This is a genomic window from Streptomyces natalensis ATCC 27448 (assembly GCF_000935125.1).
Classification (GTDB): domain Bacteria; phylum Actinomycetota; class Actinomycetes; order Streptomycetales; family Streptomycetaceae; genus Streptomyces; species Streptomyces natalensis.
The window spans coordinates 149,944-169,244 of sequence record NZ_JRKI01000008.1; the positions used below are offsets into that span (position 1 = coordinate 149,944).

At 72.5% G+C, this 19,301-nt stretch carries 14 protein-coding genes and 1 pseudogene; 8 read left to right on the forward strand and 7 right to left on the reverse strand.

Annotated elements, in window-relative coordinates:
• The first annotated feature begins 202 nt into the window (after positions 1-202).
• Entirely contained in the window at positions 203-1,561 is a 1,359-nt protein-coding gene (locus SNA_RS05540; protein ID WP_044363568.1) for a DUF445 domain-containing protein, read from the forward strand.
• Between the two features lie 360 nt (positions 1,562-1,921).
• Here the strand turns inward: SNA_RS05540 and SNA_RS05545 are convergent, their stop codons facing one another.
• The 3 genes from SNA_RS05545 to SNA_RS05555 all read right to left on the reverse strand — a co-directional run bounded on the left by SNA_RS05545 (position 1,922) and on the right by SNA_RS05555 (position 5,531).
• Complete coding sequence (locus SNA_RS05545) at positions 1,922-2,896, reverse strand: SCO0930 family lipoprotein (RefSeq protein ID WP_044363570.1); 975 nt, start codon at positions 2,894-2,896, stop codon at positions 1,922-1,924.
• 166 nt (positions 2,897-3,062) lie between these two features.
• Positions 3,063-4,604 (reverse strand): NADH-quinone oxidoreductase subunit NuoF family protein, encoded by a 1,542-nt coding sequence (locus SNA_RS05550; protein ID WP_044363572.1) that lies wholly within the window; start codon positions 4,602-4,604, stop codon positions 3,063-3,065.
• Positions 4,605-4,745: 141 nt separating this feature from the next.
• Positions 4,746-5,531: a hypothetical protein gene (locus tag SNA_RS05555; RefSeq protein ID WP_030062745.1), complete on the reverse strand. Its 786-nt coding sequence runs from the start codon at positions 5,529-5,531 to the stop codon at positions 4,746-4,748.
• A 619-nt stretch (positions 5,532-6,150) separates the two neighbouring features.
• On the opposite strand from SNA_RS05555, the gene SNA_RS05560 reads away from it, so the two are divergent.
• The 3 genes from SNA_RS05560 (at position 6,151) to SNA_RS05570 (ending at position 8,544) form a co-directional block, all read left to right on the forward strand.
• Complete coding sequence (locus SNA_RS05560; protein WP_078969722.1) at positions 6,151-6,951, forward strand: PucR family transcriptional regulator; 801 nt, start codon at positions 6,151-6,153, stop codon at positions 6,949-6,951.
• Positions 6,952-7,478: 527 nt separating this feature from the next.
• Entirely contained in the window at positions 7,479-8,048 is a 570-nt protein-coding gene (locus tag SNA_RS05565; RefSeq protein ID WP_030062743.1) for a S1 RNA-binding domain-containing protein, read from the forward strand.
• 100 nt (positions 8,049-8,148) lie between these two features.
• The gene (locus SNA_RS05570; RefSeq protein WP_030062742.1) at positions 8,149-8,544 is read left to right on the forward strand and encodes a hypothetical protein; all 396 of its coding nucleotides are present in this window, start codon (positions 8,149-8,151) and stop codon (positions 8,542-8,544) included.
• A 57-nt stretch (positions 8,545-8,601) separates the two neighbouring features.
• Here SNA_RS05570 and SNA_RS05575 read toward each other — a convergent pair whose 3' ends face one another.
• The 3 genes from SNA_RS05575 to SNA_RS05590 form a co-directional block, all read right to left on the reverse strand.
• The gene (locus tag SNA_RS05575; protein ID WP_030062741.1) at positions 8,602-10,059 is read right to left on the reverse strand and encodes a DUF1996 domain-containing protein; all 1,458 of its coding nucleotides are present in this window, start codon (positions 10,057-10,059) and stop codon (positions 8,602-8,604) included.
• Positions 10,060-10,312: 253 nt separating this feature from the next.
• Positions 10,313-11,005 carry a DUF4142 domain-containing protein gene (locus SNA_RS05580; RefSeq protein WP_420823457.1) on the reverse strand — a complete coding sequence of 231 codons (693 nt, stop codon included), beginning with the start codon at positions 11,003-11,005 and terminating at the stop codon, positions 10,313-10,315.
• Positions 11,006-11,311: 306 nt separating this feature from the next.
• Complete coding sequence (locus tag SNA_RS05590; protein ID WP_241779551.1) at positions 11,312-13,399, reverse strand: AMP-dependent synthetase/ligase; 2,088 nt, start codon at positions 13,397-13,399, stop codon at positions 11,312-11,314.
• A gap of 379 nt (positions 13,400-13,778) precedes the next feature.
• Here SNA_RS05590 and SNA_RS05595 point away from each other — a divergent pair, with 379 nt between their 5' ends.
• The 3 genes and pseudogenes from SNA_RS05595 to SNA_RS05605 all read left to right on the forward strand — a co-directional run bounded on the left by SNA_RS05595 (position 13,779) and on the right by SNA_RS05605 (position 16,316).
• A complete protein-coding gene (locus tag SNA_RS05595) occupies positions 13,779-14,084 on the forward strand; it encodes a DUF6412 domain-containing protein (RefSeq protein ID WP_030074038.1) in 306 nt (101 codons plus the stop codon).
• Between the two features lie 99 nt (positions 14,085-14,183).
• A pseudogene (locus tag SNA_RS05600) lies at positions 14,184-14,933 on the forward strand (YidC/Oxa1 family membrane protein insertase); the annotation flags it as partial.
• A gap of 525 nt (positions 14,934-15,458) precedes the next feature.
• Positions 15,459-16,316, forward strand: a complete 858-nt coding sequence (locus tag SNA_RS05605) for a fumarylacetoacetate hydrolase family protein (protein ID WP_030062806.1) — start codon at positions 15,459-15,461, stop codon at positions 16,314-16,316.
• A gap of 509 nt (positions 16,317-16,825) precedes the next feature.
• Here SNA_RS05605 and SNA_RS05610 read toward each other — a convergent pair.
• The gene (locus tag SNA_RS05610; protein WP_044363578.1) at positions 16,826-17,914 is read right to left on the reverse strand and encodes a Gfo/Idh/MocA family oxidoreductase; all 1,089 of its coding nucleotides are present in this window, start codon (positions 17,912-17,914) and stop codon (positions 16,826-16,828) included.
• Between SNA_RS05610 and SNA_RS05615 the strand changes: the two genes are divergently transcribed.
• Entirely contained in the window at positions 17,913-19,295 is a 1,383-nt protein-coding gene (locus tag SNA_RS05615) for an ROK family transcriptional regulator (RefSeq protein ID WP_078969702.1), read from the forward strand. The genes SNA_RS05610 and SNA_RS05615 overlap by 2 nt on opposite strands.
• Positions 19,296-19,301 lie beyond the last annotated feature (6 nt).

Below are 19,301 nucleotides of genomic sequence, written 5' to 3' on the forward strand. Positions count from 1 at the left end.
TGATCAGCGGCGCCGTTGCGGTCCGATCGTTTCTGCATGATCCCACGGACCTCCGGGGCACCGCCCGGCACCCTGGCGATGACCCTCGTGGTGTGGACGTGGGGAACTCGTGGTTCGTTCCATCAGTAGGTCACAGTGGGACATAGCAGGCCGGGCATGCGGGTGGACGGAGGGGCGGGGAACGGTGGGAACGGTGGAGCGGATGGAACGGACAAGGGCCGACGGGGCCGCGACGGGTGCGGCGGCGGTGGCGCGGCCGGCGGCGGATGCGGCGCCGGCCGGCCGGACGGCACCCCTGGGCGGCTTCGGTCACAGCCCCGCCGACGAGGACCGACGCCGCGGCGTACGGCGGATGAAAACGCTGGCCACCGGGCTGCTGCTGACCGTGGCGGTGATCTACGTCCTGGCGAAATGGGCGCAGTCCTCCGGGGCGGGCGGCTGGACCGGGTTCGTCGCGGCGGCGGCCGAGGCCGGGATGGTCGGCGCGCTGGCCGACTGGTTCGCGGTCACCGCCCTGTTCAAGCGGCCGATGGGCCTACCGATCCCGCACACCGCGATCATTCCCACCAAAAAGGATCAACTGGGGCAGAGTCTGGGTGATTTCGTCGGCGAGAACTTCCTCTCCGACGAGGTCGTCCGCCGCCGGCTGCGCGCCGTCGGCATCGGCAGCCGGCTCGGCGGCTGGCTCGCCGAGCCGAAGAACGCCGACCGGGTGACCGCCGAGCTGTCCACCGCGCTGCGCGGCGCGCTCACCGTCCTGCGCGACTCCGACGTCCAGGCCGTCGTCGGCGAGGCCATCACCCGCCGCGCGGACGCCCAGGAGATCGCCCCCGGCATCGGCACCCTGCTGGAGAAGGTCGTCGCCGAGGGCGGCCACACCCGGGTGGTGGACCTGGTCTGCGCCCGCGCCCACGACTGGCTGGTCGAGCACGGCGACTCCGTCATGGAGGCGGTCTCCGGCGGCGCGCCCGGATGGACCCCCCGCTTCGTCGACCGGCGGGTGGGCGACCGGGTCTACAAGGAGCTGCTGCGCTTCGTCACCGAGATGCGCGATATGCCCGGCCATCCCGCCCGCGGCGCCGTCGACCGCTTCCTGACCGACTTCGCCACCGATCTGCAAAGCGATCCGGAGACCCGCGCCAAGATCGAACGCCTCAAGTCCGAGGTGCTCGGCCGCGGCGAGGTACAGGACCTGATCGCCTCCGCCTGGGGCGCGGTGCGCGCCATGATCGTGGCCGCCGCCGAGGACGAGCGCAGCCAGCTGCGGCTGCGGGTGCGGGCCTCGCTGCTGTCCCTGGGCCAGCGGATGGCCGTGGACGCGCGCCTCCAGAACAAGGTCGACGGCTGGCTGGAGGGCGCGGCCGGCTATGTGGTGACGACCTATCAGGGCGAGATCACCTCCCTGATCACCGACACCGTCGCCGGCTGGGACGCGGCCCATACGTCGCGCAAGATCGAGGCCCACATCGGCCGCGACCTTCAGTTCATCCGCATCAACGGCACGGTGGTGGGGGCGTTGGCGGGCCTGGCCATTTATGTAGCTTCCCGCGTTGTCGGCTGACCCGCCGTTGGGGTTGTTCGCCGTTGCGCCTGCGGCGGGCGTGGGTGTTTCGGGTGCGGTGCCACGCCTCCGGACTCCGTCCTGCGGCGCGGCCCCTCCCGTGGGTGGGGGGAAGGGGCCGGTGGGGGCGAGCGCCGTCCGTCCGTTTCCGTAGGACTCGACGGAGAAGCGGCACCCGACCGCCCACGTGCACCCCCACTGGTTTTCTCCCACCCCCAACGGGGAGGGGCCGGGCCGCAGGACGAAGTTCGGAGGCCCGGTCCCGCTGCCGAACAGCCCCGCGCCAGCGGCAACCGCCCGCCGCAGGCGCCACGGCGAGAAGACACCGCGGCGCCGCAGACAAAAACGTGGGGAGAAACCTCACGGAGTGGTCGTCAGCTTCTTGCCCTCCTGCGACACCGCGAACCACAAACCCATCTTGCCCTGGCCATTGATGTCACCGGGCTGCTTGTCGCCGGTGAACCAGTAGACCGGCCAGCATTTGACGGCCAGTTGGCGGGTGCCGTCCGGGCGGGTGACGGTGGAGATCAGCTTGGGCGGGATGCCGCCGAGCTTGGAGCGGTCGGCGGGCTTGGCGGGCTTCCAGGTGTCCAGGCAGGCGCCGTTGCAGCCGAACTTCATCGGCCAGGCGCTGTCCTTGTTGAAGCGGTAGAGGGTGCGGCCCTGGCCGTCGACGAGGATCTTGCCGAGCGTGGGCTGGTCGAACACCGAGACATCGCCGGTCTGCTGGGCGCCGGCCTTCTTGCCGTCGGCGGCCAGCGCGTTCCAGGTCCCGCCGACGCCCTGGCCCTTGGTGTCGCCCGGCTTCTTGTCCTTGACGTAGCGGTAGGCGGGCCAGCCGCCGATGGTGAGCTGCTTGGTGCCGTCGGAGCGGGTGACCGAGCCCAGCGCGCTCTTGGCGATCCCGGCGGGGACGTCCGCACCGTCGGCGGGGACCGGTGGCCAGGTGGTGGCGCAGGAGCCGGAGCAGTTCGACTTGGGCGGCTTGGCGCTGTCGTTGTCGAAGCGGTAGAGGGTCATGCCCTTGGCGTCGGTGACGACGGGTCCGAGCTCGGGGGCCTCGTGCAGGGCGAGCGTGCCCGCGCTCGGCCACTGCTTCGCCTTGCCGGCCGCCGTGCCGTCGTCACCGCCCGCCTGGCCGCCGTAACCGCCGCCGCTTCCCGAGCCGGAGGAGCCGTAGCCGTAGTCGCTGGTGCCCTGGCCGGCGGGCTGGACGGTGTCGGTGCTGGGCGTGCTGCCCGCGCCCTGGTTGCTGTTGCTGCCGCAGCCGGCGGTGAGCGCCAGGGCGGCGAGCGCGGTGGCGGCGAGTCCGGCACGGCGTCGGGTGAGGTTCACGGTGTCTCCTTGATGGGTGGGGGTTTCGGGGAGCGGTGCGGTCCTCGGTGGGTGGCGGATCGGTTCGGTTCGGTTGCCTTCGTGGGGGGAAGTACGCGGGCCGGGGTCGCCGTGTTCAGGGCGGGCGAAAATTGCTCGCCCGCTGACAAAGGGCGTACGGCCGCGCTCAGTTGGCCTGCTGGACGCGCAGCGCCAGCGCCGGGCAGCGCCGTACCGCCAGCTGTGCCCGGCGCCGCATCCGGGCCGGCAGCGGCATGCTGGCGCGCTGCGGATAGCCGTCCGTGCCGAGCTTGATGATCCCCGGTACGACATCGGCGCACAGACCGTGGCCGCGGCACAGCGTCCAGTCGACCAGCAGGCGTTCCTGCGGCGGCAGCGGCTTGGGGTCGGGAGGGGCGGACGGGGCGGCCGGTGGCGGCCGGTGCCCGGTGACCGGCAGCGCTCCGGTCACCGGGCGGCCGCACCCGAACCCGCGGGCATGGCGCTCGAACTCCTCGGGGAAGGCGGCAAGAGCCGAGGCCACGAAGCGCGCGGTACCGTCCGGGTGGCTACAGGCGCCGCGCTTCTCCACGGCCCGCATACGGGCCCGCACGGCTTCCAGGGCGTCGTCCCCGCCGCCGCGTACGGCGCGGTCGAGCTGATCGGCGAGGGCCGGCAGGCCCAGCACACACGGCCCGCACTGTCCCGCCGACTCGGCGGCCATCCAGTGCGCCACCCGCACCGTCTCGCCCGCCGGGCAGGTGTCGTACGGCAGCGGCAGCACCGCCCCCGCGCCGAGCACCGCGCCGTGGGCCGCCAGCGCCGCCCGCGAGAGGGTCGCGGTCTGTGCGTCGGCCGGCGAGATGAACGTGCCGTGATAGCCGCCGATCAGCACGCCCTGCCCCTGGTCCAGCCCGCACAGGGCCAGTACCCGGGAGAGCGGGACCCCGTACGGGGCCTCGACGACCCGGTTTCCGGCGACCGTGAGCATCAGGGTGCCGGGCTCGGCGGGCAGGCCGACGGTGCGGTAGCCGAGCGCACCGAGGCGGGCAGCGACGGCGAGCTGGGCGTAGGTCTCGGTGTTGGACAGCAGGGTCGGCACACCATTCAGCCCGCGTTCGCTGGAGCGGATCTTCCGGCCGGAGGGCAGACCGGGCCCGCCGCCCAGGCCGCTGGTCATGGCCGACCCCTCGCCGGTGACGAACCGCTCGGTCAGCAGGGTGACCCGTAAGGCCGGCCCCACCGGCCCGCGTTCGTCGATGGCGCGCTGCACGGAGTCCGCGACATCCGGCCGGGTCACGCCGACCGCAATCTCCTGCGCGCCCAGGGCGTCGGCGGCCAGCAGCGCGCCGTCCAGCACCAGATGCGGGACGTGCAGCAGCAGCGCGGTGTCCTTGAGGCAACTGGGCTCGCCCTCGCTGCCGTTGACGACCACGGCCGCCTTCCCGTCGGAGCGCAGCATCCCTTCCAGGACGGCGCTCACCTTCCGGGCGAAGGGGAAGCCGGCGCCGCCGCGGCCGCGCAGATCGGTGTCCTCGGCCAGCGCCACCAGCTCCTGTGCGGTGAGCCGGGGCGCCCCGCCGTGCCGGGCCAGATGTGCCACCCGGTCCAGCCGCGGCGCCTCATCGAGCCCGGCCAGCAGTCGCGGCGGCCCCAGGGACGCCAGCGTGGGCACGGGATCGGGCGCCGGCACGACGGGCAGCGGACGAGTGGGGGCGGGGGCGGTCATGGGGTTCTCCTGGTTGTGCCGGTGGTGGTGCTGGTACCGGTGGTGTTGCGGTGGCTGCTGGTGCGGTGACGGGGAGCGGGCTCACGGCGTGCGTGCGCGCGTCGGCCCACGGCTCACGGCGTACGGGCTACGGCCTGCCGCTCACGACTCACGCCGCCCGCCGCGCATCCGCAGGGCGAGCCGTACGGCCACCGCGCCCACACACAGGGCGTAGCCGGCGACCGCCCAACCGGCAGCCGGACGGCCCGACTTGAGGCCGTGGACGAGGGCCAGCGCCCAGGCGGCGTAGGCGCTCATGTGCAGCGCCCGCCACCAGCGGGAGCCCGCGATGCCGGTGAACGCGCCGCGCACCGCGCCGGTCACCGCGACCGCGAGGAAGGTGTACGCGGCGAGCGAGCCCAGCCCGACCAGGAACGGCCGGGTGCCGTCGGTGAACGGCACCGCGGCGGACAGCGCGCCGGTGTGCCCCTCGGCGATCTTCACCCAGATGTGCAGGCCGAGGAAGCCCAGTCCGGCGACGGCGGTGCCGCGGTGCACGGCCTGGGCGAGCAGCCGGTGGCCGGTGTGCAGCACCATCCGGTCGGTGGCGGCCAGCCCCCACAGCACCGTGACGGACAGCGAGACCAGGGCGAGCACCCCGGCGCCGTAGTCCAGGAAGTGCACCAGGGTGTCCATTGCGCCGGAGTGCACGGTGACCGCGATGAACAGCAGCAGCGCGGCGGGAAGTGCCGGTCGCAGGACTGCCGTTGTGGCCGCCGTCGAGGAACCGTTGTCCAGCAAGGGGCCGTTGGCCGGCGGTCCGGTCCTGCGGGCGGTGCGCCGGGGGCGCGGGATGGTCGACGACGGCCGCGCACGGTGCGTATGACGGCCTGTCGGGTGCGGTCGGCCCGCTTCGCCGCGCGGGTTGTGCAGGCGGGGGATGGACATCTGACCTCCCGTTTGCGGGGCAGGGGTACGGGATGCGAATTTCCGGGAGAATCTCCCGTCCGCGGCATTGGAGGTATTACCGGTATGAAATCCGGGGCATTTGTGCCAGTGACCCCCGGTAACACTTTTGGGTGACCGCCGGTAACAGTAGACATTCCGTGACCGGGCGGATACGCAGGGCCGTAATCCGGATGTGCAAAAGCATCTACGAACGCCGTTGGGATTTCGTAAGGTTTAGCGCGCTGTGACAAATTCCTGCAGCGGCGTCGCGGTCACGCGTGCAAACTCCCGATGATGCCGACTCAGGCGTACGGGGGAGTTCAGCGCCAGTCCAAGCCGCATCCCCGCCAGGATAGAGGTAGCGATGTGTGATCTCCTGAACCGCATCTGGTCGCGGCCCCGAGGCGAGTGGAGCCGAGTGGTGAGAAGAGAAATCCCGGACTTCGCGGAGAAGGTCGTAGCCGAGCTGCAACGCGGATTTCCTGCATTGGCGTCACTTCTCGGGAATACCCCCGTAGAAGAGGCACAATGGGCACTTGAACAGGCCCTGCTGACAGTCCTCGGTTACCAAAAAGAGTCGCAGAGTAAACGTCCGGCCGTATCGTCCGTGGTCACGCCGATGCCCGTCGCGCGGGCCCGTCAGGACCTGTTCGATGTGCTCGCCGGGCAACGCGACGTACCGGACGAGGGGCTGGACGGCCTCGCCCGCGCGGCCGGCTGGCCGGTCCCCGACACCGTCCAGGCCGTCGTCCTCGCGACCCCCGCCGAAGCGCCCCAACTGGCCGCAGCACTGGGGCATGCGCTCATCGGCACCGTCGAGGGCGACACCTGCCTCATCGTCCCCGACCCGGCCACCCAGACCAGGGCCCGGCTGGAGGCGGCCCTCAAGGGCCGGGCGGCGGCCGTCGGGCACATCACCGGCGCCACCGACGCGGGCTCCTCGCTGCGCTGGGCCCGCTACCTCCTGACGCTGGCCCCCAGCCGGGTCGGCCCGGAGGCACGGGCCGCCTTCGTCGACGACCACCTCTCCGCACTGCTGCTCCTCCAGGACGAGTCCCTCGCCGACGCCCTGACCGCCCGTTGGCTCGGCCCACTGGACGAACTGACCCCCCGTCAAAGCGAGCGCCTGGAAGTCACCTTGCTCGCCTGGCTGGAGGGCGGCGGCGCCCCCGAGGCCGCCAAACTTCTCCATGTCCACCCGCAAACGGTCCGCTACCGCCTGCGCCAGATCGAAAAGCTCTTCGGCCCGGTCCTCCGCGACCCCCGCAGCCGCTTCGAACTCGAAATGGCCCTCCGCAGCCGCCGCCTGATGGCCCACGTCCGCTCCTACCGGGCCCGAGTCGGCCGCCGCGCCCGCACAGTGGCCTCCACCATCCGACCACTCGGCATGGCGAGGGAGGCGCGGGTGAATGGCCTATGAGGCCATTGACGCGGCTGACGGCCCTGATGCCTTTGAGGTCTTGGCCTCTGACGGGCTCCGGGTAATCGGTTCCACCGATCGACCGGACCGTCGATCCACCGGACCGTCGATCCGCTGATCCACTGATCCATTGGACCACCGATCCACCGGACCACCGGACCACCAATCCGCCGGTCCGCCGGCCTGCCGGTGCACCAATCCACCGGTTCGCCGATCCACCAACGGCTGCCGGGCCGTCCCGGATCCCGTACGGGGGACTGGTGCCACTACGGGGCGCCAGGTAATCGGTTCCACGGCTGACACGGCCCACACGGCTGACACGGCTGACACGGCCCACACGGCCGACACAGCGCGGCCCTGGGCGGGCGAACCCCGCGCCAGGGCCGAACGGTTGGGCCTCTGAGCCTACGGTTGGGCCTCGGCACCTACGGTTGGGACTCTGAACCTCACCCGTCATCAGCACCGGGCCGGCCCTGAGAACGCCGACCGCCGGGACCGGACCGGCCCCGGCTGCGACAATCGCCCCCATGATGTCCGCCACCGACCACCCGGAACTCTGGGCGTTCCTCTCCTCACTCCCCCGCGGCGAGATCCTCTCCGGCACGGTCACGGCGATCGAACGCTTCGGCGTGTTCGTCTCGCTGGACGACGGCCCCGACCACCCGGTCTTCCCCGGCGTCGGGTTCCTCACCATCCCCGAACTGTCCTGGCGCCGCATCGAGGCCCCCTCGGACGTCGTGCACGTCGGCCAGCGCATCTCCTGCGAGTTCCTCGGGTTCGACACGTGGAACGGCGAGGCCGGACTGTCCCTGCGAGCGAGGCAGCCGGACCCCTTCCAGCTGTTCGCGGACGCAAATCCGGTGGGCCGGACGCTGCGCGGACCGGTCACCGAACTGGTCCCGTTCGGCGTCTTCGTCCGGGTCGCCGACGGCATCGAGGGACTGATCCCGCTACCAGAGCTCACAGCCACGCCCGCGACGGCTACCGGGCATGCCGTCCAGGTCGGCGACGAACTCACGGTCACCCTCACCGAAATCGACCGCGAACGCCGCAGACTGACCCTCTCCCAGCGCCGGGCCGGCCCCGGCCACCGGTGACTCCTGCGCCCGGCTCCCGGCCCAGGTGATGGGGCGGTACCGCCCCGCGCATCCAACAGCCGGGCGGCCCCGAGCGGACGTGCGGAGCTACCCTTCACCGATGGTTCGCAGAAGCAGGAAGCCCCGCCGGCTCGTGGCCGGCGGGGAGACCTATTTCTGGTCGTTGGGGCATGAACACGAGGCCGAGGGGCCGGGCCGGTACCGGGGCTGCCGCGAGATTCTCGGTATTCGACGGGCCGGGGCGCGGGGGCGGCTGCGGGTCGTCTTTCGAGGAGGCGCCGGGCGGCTGGTGCCCGACGGCCTTCTTCACTCGGGAGCGGTGGGCACGGCACAGGGTGCGTGGCTGAATCTGCATGAGCCGGGGACCGTCAGAGCCCTGCTCGATGAGGCCGTGGCCCGAGGGTGGCGGCCGGACGGCCCTTCGGCGGAGCAGAGGGACGGCTGGGAGCTCTTCGATGCGGTGGCCGCCCGACGCGGGGTGATCCCGGCCGGGTGAGTCCCGGCCGGGTCGGTCCCTGGGGTGCGTGCCCGGTGTGAGCGTGCCGGCGCTAGCTCATGTGCACTTCTGCCCCCGGTTGATGCAGTCCACCGCCTTGTTCATCAGGTCGTCCGGCATGACGTCGATGAAGTCGCCGTGGTCGGTGACCGGTTTGTGGAGCTGTTCGGGGAAGCTGTCGACGGCGAAGCTGTCCCCCTGCGGTACGTCGTAGGTGAGGCGTTCCACCAGCTGGGGGATGGCCGTGAAGCCTTGGGGGCACTGGCCGTTGCGGTCGGAGAAGGCCACGTGGGTGCGGTGGTTGGCGCTGTCGGTGTTCTGGCCGTCCCAGCAGTTCTGGAAGGCGAAGGTGCGGACCACCTGCGAACCCTGCGGGCAGAGCGGGTATTTGTCCTTGAGCTGGCGGTTCTCGAAACCGGTGCAGCTCCAGGACGCGTTGGCGTTGGCCGTGCCGTTGGTGAAGGCCTTGGCGTCGCCGGTGATGATGCGCAGGCCGCGCGGCATCGCCCGTACGGCACCGGCCTGGCTCCCGCGGTACTGGAGGGTCACCGAGGCCGGGGTCAGGACCGAGCCGTTGTTGCCGTCGTGGCCGGCGCCGGGCTTGTGTTCCGAGGTGCCGTCCAGTTTGCGCAGCACCGGCCAGTAGTACGTGGACAGATCGCCGTTGGTGCAGGTGGTGTCGGAGGCGGCCAGGCTCTGGTCGTTGGAGAAGGCGTCGGTGGTCTTGTTGCCGACGTAGTCGTGGGTGTGGTGGGCGCCGTTGCTGACGCCGGGCGTGACGATGACGTTGTCGGAGTTGAAGTGGCCGTCCTCATTGCGGCCGCATTCGCTGGTGAAGGTGCCGGTCGAGGCGCCGCTGCCCTGGGGGGCGGCGAACGGCGGGTCGCCGGCGTTCGGCTGGACGGTGTTGATGTCGGCGAAGTCGTCGGGGGAGGGGCCGCCCTGCTGGCCCTGGCTCTGCCCTTGGTTCGGATCCTGGCTCTGGCCCGGGATTTGGCCTTGTCCTTGCTGGCTCGGGTCGCCTCCCTGGGGCGGGACCTGCGACGGGTTCTGGCCCCAGCCGTCGTTCGTGGACCTGGTGCCGTACTGGGTGCCGGACTGGCCGTCCGCGCTGAGCTTGTCGCCCGTGGGCTTGGTGGTGCAGCCGCTCATCGCCATCAGATACGTCGGCCGCTTGGCGTCCCGGGCGATGGCGCCGGCCATGGTCCCGATGGTCTTGCTGCGCTGCTGCTTCAGGCGGCCGAGGACGTCACCGCCCTGGCCGCCGGACATCTGCTCGTACGCGGTGGCCACCTGGCGGTCGAGGGCGGCCAGCCCCTTGGAGACCTGGAGGCGGGCGCTGCGCGGGACCTGGCGCAGCCGGTCGCCCACGTCGGGGCAGGAGATGGTGGTGGCGAGCGCGGTGTGCTGATGGCCGGCTTCCGTGTTCGGGTCGGAGTTACCGGCCAGTGCGGTGGTGGCGACCGCGGCCAGACCGCCGCCGGCCAGCAGGAGGGCGCCCGCGGCGACGAGCATTCTGGTCGTCAGGCGGGAGCGTTTGTGCGTTTGCTGGCGGGCTGCGGGTTGGTGCGTTTGCCGACGTGATCGTGGGGGTGTGGGGTGGTTTCGCCTCATGGGATCACTCGCTTTGTGAGGGGTGGTCGTGGGGTTGGCCTTGGGCGTGTCGGGGGATGGGCCGGTGCAAGCCGTTGGTCAGACGGCCCGTGGTCCCTGTCGCCCCCGGCGGTTCACAGTGGGCGGGCCCGGCGGCCCATCGCGCCCCGTCGGCTCAATAGGTGTGCAGCGTCGAGAAGTTGACGTCGCCGGTCTTCTCCAGAACCGTGATGTGGTCCAGGACCGTGGCATTGGCGCGGTTCGCCAGGGCGCGCACCACGGTGTTGCGGGTCTGGTCGCGGACCAGGGCGATCAGGCCGAAGACCTTGCCGTGCGAGCGGCGCAGCAGCTCCGCGAACAGCGGGGCGAAGTCGTCCTCCTGGGCGTTACTGATCTGCGCGAGCCAGCTCTGCTGCTCGGGCGAGGGCTGGTTGGGCAGGGGAATGCCCAGCATCTGCCCCGCCTGGTCGACGAGACGGTTCAACTCGGTGTGTCCGGCGACGAGATGCCGCCCCGCCGTGCGCACCGCGGGGGTCTTGCCGCGGTCCTGCGCCTGCCTGCCGGCCGGCATCTCCCACAGCCCGGCCAGCTTGACCTTGCGGAGGAAGTCCCGGTCCATCGCGGTCAGCGGTCCGTAACGGGTGGAGACCGTGCCGCCGCCGTCGTCGTCGTACGTGAGGGTGGTGGTCGCCGCCGCCGCGCTTTCGCCGAAGAGCTGCACCGGCAGCAGCAGCGCCGCGAGGGTGGCGATGAGGGCACAGACCACCAGGCCGGTGGCGATGGTCCGTCCTGAGAGCGCGAGACGTCCGGATCCCGTCCCGGGGAATCCGGGCACCGACACCGCGGAGTTGCGGACGAAGGACCGCACATGACCCTCCCGGTTCACCTCCGTGGTGGGCCCCCGGATGGGGCCCACCGGAATGCCACCGGACGCTAGGCGCCGTGCCGGACCCGTGGACCGAGGTCCTCACCCCTGGACAAATTACGGCCGGGGGCGGAGCGGCCCTGCTACGGTTTGGCGCTGCCGCGGTGTGACCGCACCGGCGCACCGGCGGGCCGGCAGGCGCGGCCCGGAACGGCCGTCATGGGGGACGGTCGTCATGGGAAACGGCCGTGAGGGGACCCGGCCTTCAGACGGCGTACCGACCCGCGGCCGCCGCCCTTCCCCGAGCTCTCAACCACGTTCGAGCAGGGGAGACCCCAATCGTTCCGCGCGGGACGGCTGCGGCTCGCGCTCGCCCCGTGCGTACAGGGCGTCGATCTCGGCCGCATACGCCCGTACGATCGCCGCCCGGCGCAGCTTGAGCGACGGCGTCATCAGCCCGGACTCCTGGCTGAACTCGCCCGGCAGAATGCGGAAGGCGCGGATCGACTCGCCGCGGGAGACCGCGCTGTTCGCGCGGGCCACCGCCCGCGCGACCTCGGCCCGTATCTCCTCCTCTTCCGCAGCCGTGTGGCGGCCACCGGGGGCCGCGGCGCCGACCTCAGGCGTCTCACGTTTCTCCCGCCCCGTATGCCACTCCCACCCTGCACACCACTCCCGCTCTGCGCGCCCCTCCCGCTCTTCCCGCCCGTCACGCCCCTCTCGTCCGCCTCCTATCTCTCGCTGCTCTCCACCCGCTCGCTCTCGCCGCTCTCCACCCGCTCGCCTTTCCCGCCGCTCCCGTCCCTCGCGCAGCCACCGCCAGTGCGCCAGCGCCTCCGGATCGAGGGTGATCAGCGCCGTGACGTACGGGCGGTCGTCGCCGACCACCACGCATTGGGAGATCAGCGGATGGGCGCGCAGGCGTTCCTCCAGGCCCTGCGGCGCGACGCTGTTGCCGCCGCTGGTGATGATGATGTCCTTCTTGCGGCCGGTGATGACCAGATAGCCGTCGTCGTCCAGCCGGCCGAGGTCGCCGGTGGGCAGCCAGCCGTCGTACAGGCCGGTGCCCGGGGAACCGTCCTCGTCCAGATAGCCGGCGAAGACCGCCGGACCGCGCACCCACACCTCGCCGTCCAGCGCCAGATGCACCGCGTTCCCCGGGAGCGGCATCCCCACCGTCCCGAAACGCACCCGCCCCGGCGGCTGCACGGTGATCGCCCCGGTGGTCTCCGTCAGGCCGTATCCGTCGTAAATCGTCAGTCCGGCGCCCGCGTAGAGCAGGCCCAGCTCCCGGCGCAGGGCGGAGCTGCCGGAGACCGCGAGGCACACCTTTCCCCCGAGCAGCGCGCGGAGGCGGGCGTACACCGGCCGTTCGTAGAGCGCGTGCCGGGTGCGCAGGAACGGGTCGGGGCCGCTCCCGGTGCCCTGCGCCTGCGCCGCCAGCGCCTCCGCGTAGCGCACCGCGACCGTCATCGCCGCATCGAACGTCCGCCGCCGCCCGGCCTGTTCGGCGGCCCGGCGGGCGCGGTCGCAGATCTTCTCGTAGAGGTACGGGACCGCGAACAGGACCGTAGGACGGAAGGAGGCCAGGGCCGCCAGCAGCGCGTCCGTGGACGGATCCGGCTGATGGCCCAGCAGGACGCCGCCGCGCAGACAGGCCACCTGGACCATCAGTCCGTAGACATGGGCGAAGGGCAGGAAGGCCAGCAGCGACGGGCGCTCCCCGGGGGCGGCGAGGAGGTTGCCCCAGCCCGCGTAGAGGGTGTCGCATTCCGCGGCGAGGCCGGCGTGGGTGATCACACAGCCGCGGGGGACGCCGGTGGTCCCCGAGGTGTGCACGATCGCGGCGGTGGAGCCGGGAGTGACCGCGCGGCGCAGCCGGTGCACATCGGCGTCGGTCAGGCGGGTGCCCTCCTCGGCCAGCCGCCGTACGCAGTCCCGGTCCAGCTGCCACAGCCGGCGCAGCGCGGTCGCCTCGTCGCAGGCCGCGGCGACGGTCATGGCCTGCGCCTCGTTCTCGACGACGACCGCGGTGACCTGTGCGCCGGAGAGGATGCAGCGCAGCTGCTCGACGGAGGCGCTCGGATAGACCGGTACGAGGTGGGCGCCGATCGTCCACAGGGCGTAGGCGAACAGCGTCCACTCGTAGCGGGTCCGGGACATCAGCGCGACCCGGGTGCCGGGCCGGATCCCGTCCGTCAGCAGTCCTCTGGCCACGGCCATGACCTCATCGCGGAATTCCGCCGCGGTCACCGGCTGCCAGGTCCCCTGGTTCTCGGTGTCGCGGCGGGCGAGCTGGGCGAAGTCCGGCTGGAAGGCGGCGGTGTCGAACACGGAGTCGGCAAGACCGCCGCTCCGCAACGGCGCCGCCAGGGCCGGAACGCTGATGTCGCGCACAGCACCTCCTGGGTGGTCCTTGAGTTGTGGGGGGTTGGGGGGTGAGGGGAGAGGGGAGAGGGGAGAGGGAGTTGGGGGTGTGAGGAGCGCGGCTGCCGACGGAGAGGGGCGGGGTTGCCGAAGCTCACAGGTCCCGTGCCCCGTGCCCCGTAACCACCCCTGGCCTGTGGAAAAGTCCCCGCTCCGCCCCGATCTGCCGCCCGATGCACCGCTTGGTCCGCCGCCCGATGCATCGCCGATCTGCGGCCCGATGCATGGCCGATCCGCCGCCCGTCCCGGCGGCAGGGAGGGCAAGTTACCCACCCCTCATCCGGCTGCCCAGAGGTACGGCTACTCTTGAGCGGAAGTCGACAAGGTCGATGCGCGAAAGGGGGAGCGGATGTACCGGATCGTCGATGCGTGGCGGCTGTACACCTCTGCGCTCTTCCTCCTCCTCGCCGGACTGCTGCTGGCCCAGACGGGGTTGACGTCCGCGCTGACCGCCGCCGCGGCCACCGCCGCGGTGCTGCTCCTGTGCAGCGCGTTCCTTCTCGCCGCGTGCGCCGCGCCCGTACCACCGGGCCGCATCCGTACGGCCATCCGCGACCGTGAGCGCCGTACGGCATTTCTGCCCCAGCGCGACCCCGACGCGGCCGGCCGGCCGCGTCCCCGAGCACCGGGCCGTCCCCTCCCGACGGCCGCGTAGACGCTCCCGGGCAGGCCACCTTCCCGCCGCGTCCACGCCGCTCGTCACGCCGAATTCCCCTCTTTTCCCGGCACGACGAGACCCGTGGAGGGCTCACCCATGTCCGTTTTCGGCATTCTCGGCGAGGGGCTGGCGCGTATCGCCGATGCCCTGGCACCGCTGTTCGGTACCGCGGCCACGGCCGCCGCCATCGTCCTGTTCACCCTCGCCGTACGCACCGCGCTGCATCCGCTCGCCCGCGCCGCGGCCCGTGGCGAGCAGGCGCGCGCCGCGCTCGCCCCGCAGCTCGCCGAGCTCCAGCGCAAGCACAAGGGCAAGCCGGAGCGGCTCCAGAAGGCGACGTCCGACCTGTATGCGAAGAACGGCGCCTCCCCGCTGGCCGGCTGTCTGCCCTCGCTGCTCCAGGTGCCCTTTTTCTTCCTGATGTACCACCTCTTCTCCACCGGGGGCGATGCGCTGCTCGGACATACGCTGCTGGGCGCGCCGCTCGGCGGGCACTGGAGCCAGGCGCTCGCGGACGGTGGGGTGTTCGGGGCGCAGGGGCTGGTCTACCTCGGGCTGTTCGCCCTGATCGGCGCGGTCGCCACCTGGAACTTCCGCCGGGCGCGGGCCGCCGCGGCCGCCGCACCGAAGCCGGCGGCGAACGGCGCGACGGCGCCGGGGCTGCCCGAGCTGGGCGGGATGACGAAGCTGCTGCCGCTGCTGTCGTTCGGCATGCTGATCACGGTGGCCGTGGTGCCGCTGGCCGCCGGGCTGTACACGGTCACGTCGACCACCTGGACGGCGTGCGAGCGGGCGTGGCTGCGGCGGGACCGTACGCGGTGTGGCGGGGCCGAGGCCGGGGGGACGTCGGGGTCCGGGGTTGCGGCCGGGTCCGCCCCCGGGGCGGCCGGGTCCTCCTCGGCGGCGGGCCGGTCGTCCCGGGAGGCGGTCCAGGCTTCCCCGGCTGCCCGGCTCTCCCCGGCGGCGTCGCCCACCCCGACGGCGCCGGAGCCCGCGTCCGTCGGGCGGCGCACCGCCCCCAAGACCCGCGCGGCACGCCAGCGAGCCGCCCGGGCCCGGGTCAACAGCCGGAGGTCGCACGGCGGCGGTACGGAGCAGGCGGGCGCGGGCGCCGGGGCCGGGAGGGCGGCGAGGCCCGCCAGGGCCGCCGACTAGCCGGGCCGCCGCCCCGCCACTGTTCGCGCCACCGTGCACCCCACCATTCCCACCGTCCCCGTTGCTACCGCCCAGTAAAGGTCCACTCCCTGAACGGGGTCTTGCGGACTGGACAGCCTTCTTGGAGGATCGGCCAAATCGCTCGATGGCCGTCCCCCATCGGCCGGCCCGGAAGACCCCTTTCGGGCCGACCCTTCGACCACGGGAGTTGTACCGATGAAGCTGCTGCGAGTCGGAACGGTGGGGGCGGAACGCCCGGCGCTGCTAGACGAGTCCGGGGTCCTGCGGGACCTGTCGGACCTGGTCACGGACATCAATGGGGCCCTGCTCGCGGACGACGAGGCGCTGGCGCGGATCCGCGCCGCCGCCGCGTCCGGCGAGCTGCCCGCACTCGACGCCTCCGGGTTGCGCATCGGCGCCCCGGTGGCCGGTATCGGCAAGGTCGTGTGCATCGGGCTGAACTACCACGATCACGCCCGCGAGACGGGGGCCGCGACCCCCGAGGAGCCGATCATCTTCATGAAGGCCCCGGACACCGTCGTCGGCCCGGACGACACGGTGCTCATCCCCCGGGGCAGCGAGAAGACCGACTGGGAGGTGGAGCTGGCAGTCGTCATCGGCCGTACCGCCCGCTATCTGGAGAGCGATGAGCAGGCGAGGGCGGTGGTCGCCGGATACGCGGTGGCGCACGACGTCTCCGAGCGCGCGTTCCAGATAGAGCGCGGCGGCCAGTGGGACAAGGGCAAGAACTGCGAGACGTTCAACCCGCTGGGCCCCTGGCTGGTGACCGCCGACGAGGTGCCCGATCCGCAGTCCCTCGGCATCCGGCTGTGGGTCAACGGCGAGCTCAAACAGGACGGCACCACCGCCGAGCAGATCTTCCCGGTGGCCGAAGTCGTCCGCTACGTCAGCCAGTTCATGACCCTGTACCCCGGCGACGTCATCAACACCGGAACCCCGGCGGGCGTAGCCATGGGACAGCCCGAACCCAAGCCGTATCTGCGGGCCGACGACGTCGTGGAACTGGAAATCGACGGCCTGGGGCGCCAGCGGCAACGGTTGGCGTCCGCCTAGTAGGTTTCTCCCCACGTTGTCGCTGCGCTTTGCCTGGGCCCCACGTTGTCGGCCGTCCCGCCGTGGGTGGTTCTCGCCGTTGCGCCTGCGGCGGGCGTGGGTTGTACGGGTGCGGTGCCACGCCTCCGGACTTCGTCCTGCGGCGCGGCCCCTCCCGTGAGTGGGGGGGGAAGAAGGCCGGTGGTCCGCCCCCACCGTCTTTTTCCACCCCCAACGGGGAGGTGCCGGTCCGTAGCGGCGGAGCCGTGTAGGTCCGGTGCCGCAGCCGAACAGCCCCGCGCCAGCGGCAACGCCCGCCGCAGGCGTCACGGCGGGAAAGCCCGAACGTCGGCTCAGGCAAAGCGCAGCGAACGGGCCGCAGGCGCAACGGCGAGGAACCCTCACGGCGGGAAAGCCGAAACCGTCGGCTCAGGCAAAGCGCAGCGGACGGGCGGGAAGGCCGACAACGTGGGGAGAAGCCCGCGACGGCGGGTCAGCCGACAACGTGGGGAGAAACCCGCAACGACGGGTCAGCCGACAACGTGGGGCCCAGGCGAAGCGCAGCGGACCGCGGCCTCCAACACCCGCAGCGTCTCCGCCGCTTCGAGGGCCGTGACCGGCGGGTCGCCGCCCTCGCGCAGGGCCCGGACGATCGCGGCGTAATAGGCGGGATAGTCACCGGGCAGCGTCGGTACGGGCTCGGCGCCGCCGCTCTGCGGGGACGCCCCGGCGCCCAGCCGGCCCCAGCGGGACTCCGGCTCCACGCCCCACGCCGCACCTTCGGTGCCCGGCCGGAGGCCCTCACGCAGCGCCGCCTCCTGCGGGTCCAGGCCGTGCTTGACGTAGCCCGCCCGGCTGCCGAGCACCCGGAAGCGCGGGCCCAGCATGGCGGTGGTGGCGCTCATCCACAGGTGGGAACGGACGCCGTTCGCATGGGTGAGGGCGATGAAGGTGTCGTCGTCGGCCTCCGCGCCCGGCCGGCGGATATCGGCCTCGGCGTATACGGAGACGACCGGGCCGAAGAGCGTCAGCGCCTGGTCGACGAGATGGCTGCCGAGGTCGTAGAGCAGTCCGCCGATCTCCAGCGGGTCACCGGACTCGCGCCAGCCGCCCTTGGGCTGCGGCCGCCAGCGCTCGAACCGGGACTCGAAGCGCTGGATCTCGCCGAGGGTGCCCTCTTCGATGAGCTTGCGGACCGTACGGAAGTCGTTGTCCCAGCGGCGGTTCTGGAAGACGGACAGCAGCAGACCGCGGTCGGCGGCCAGCGCGGCGAGCTCCTCGGCCTCGGCGGCGGTCGCGGCCAGCGGTTTGTCGACGACCACCGGGAGCCCGGCCTTCAGGGCGGCGGTGGCCAGCGGGACATGCGTTTTGTTCGGGCTCGCCAGGACGATCAGATCGAGGTCGTCGGCGCGGTCGAGGAGGGCCTCGGAGGTGTCGACCGTACGGACCCGGGGATGCTCGGCGCGGGCCTGCGCCTGGCGCTCGGGACTGCTGGTCGAGACGGTGTCGAGGTCCAGCCCGTCGGTGGCGGCGATCAGCGGCGCGTGAAAGACCGAGCCGGCCAGGCCGTAGCCGATGAGGCCGACACGGAGCGGGGGGTGACTGAGGACTCCACTCATGGATCCACTTAAACAACGCTGTTGCGAAAGTGCAAGCGCTGGGGACAATGGAGGGGTGACGAGTGGGGCGAGGAGCAGGGTGACGAGGAACGACGCGGCCGCCGGGACGCACGGGACGGCCGGCGAGTCCGGGGTGACCGGTGGAGGGCCCGGCGACACGTCCGGCAGCCCCGGCGCCAACCTCCCCGCGCTGCGCGGGCACAACGCCGCGCTGGTGCTGGGGCTGCTGCGGGCGGCGGGGGAGCGGGGCGTGAGCCGGCTGGAGCTGGCCGCGGCCACGGGCCTGACCCCCCAGGCCGTCAGCAAGATCACCGCACGGCTGCGGGCCGACGGGCTCGCCGGCGAGGCGGGCCGTCGCGCCTCGACCGGCGGCAAGCCCCCCACCGTCCTGCGGCTGGTCCCCGGCGCCCGGCATGCCATAGGTCTCCATCTGGAGCGCGATGAGCTCACCGCCGTCCTCGCCGACCTGGCCGGCGACCCGGTCGCGGTGCGCCGCGCCCCTCTGGCCTTCGAGGACGGCGCCGAACGGGTGCTGACCACCGTCGAACGGGAGGTCGCCGCGCTACGTGACGGGGCCGGCGGGCCGCCCGTCCTGGGGGTGGGGATCGCCTGCCCCGGCCCCCTGGACCACACCGCCGGGGTACTGCACCGGGTCACCGGCGCGCCCCAGTGGGACGGCTTCCCCCTACGGGACGCACTCGCCGACCGCCTCGGCCTGCCCGTCGTCCTCGACAAGGACACCAACGCGGCGGCCCTCGGCCTGGCACAGGGCATACGGGAACGGGGCATACGGGAACGGGGCATACCGGAGGAAGCCGGGGCCGAAAAAGGCACGGGGACGGAAGAAGGGCGCGTAGCGGACGACGGCCGCAGCCTCGGGTCGGGCGGCGGGTCGTTCGCGTATCTGCACCTGGGTACGGGCCTGGGCGCAGGGCTCGTGCTGGGCGGCGGACTCTACCGGGGGCGGCGCACCGGAGCCGGTGAATTCGGCCACCAAGTGGTGCAGTTGGACGGCCCCGAATGCGGCTGCGGCAAGCGGGGCTGCATCGAGGCGCTGTGCCTGGCAGCGGTGGCGCGCGGCGATCTGGCGGCGGCGGCGCGGTTGCTGGGGGTGGGCGCGGCCAACCTAGTGGAGCTGCTGGACATCGACCGGGTGCTGCTCGGCGGCCGCACCGTACTGGACCACCCGGAGGGGTTCACGGACGGTGTCACCCAGGTGCTCGCCGACCATGCCCGGATACGGGGCGGGTCCGCGGTCCCGGTGACGCTCGCCCCGGGGGGCGCGCGGACGGTCGCGGACGGCGCGGCACAGCTGGTGCTGGCACCGCTGTTCGGGCCCCGCCATCCGGCCCTTGCGGCGAGCCGCGAGGCCGTCGGGTAGCGGGGC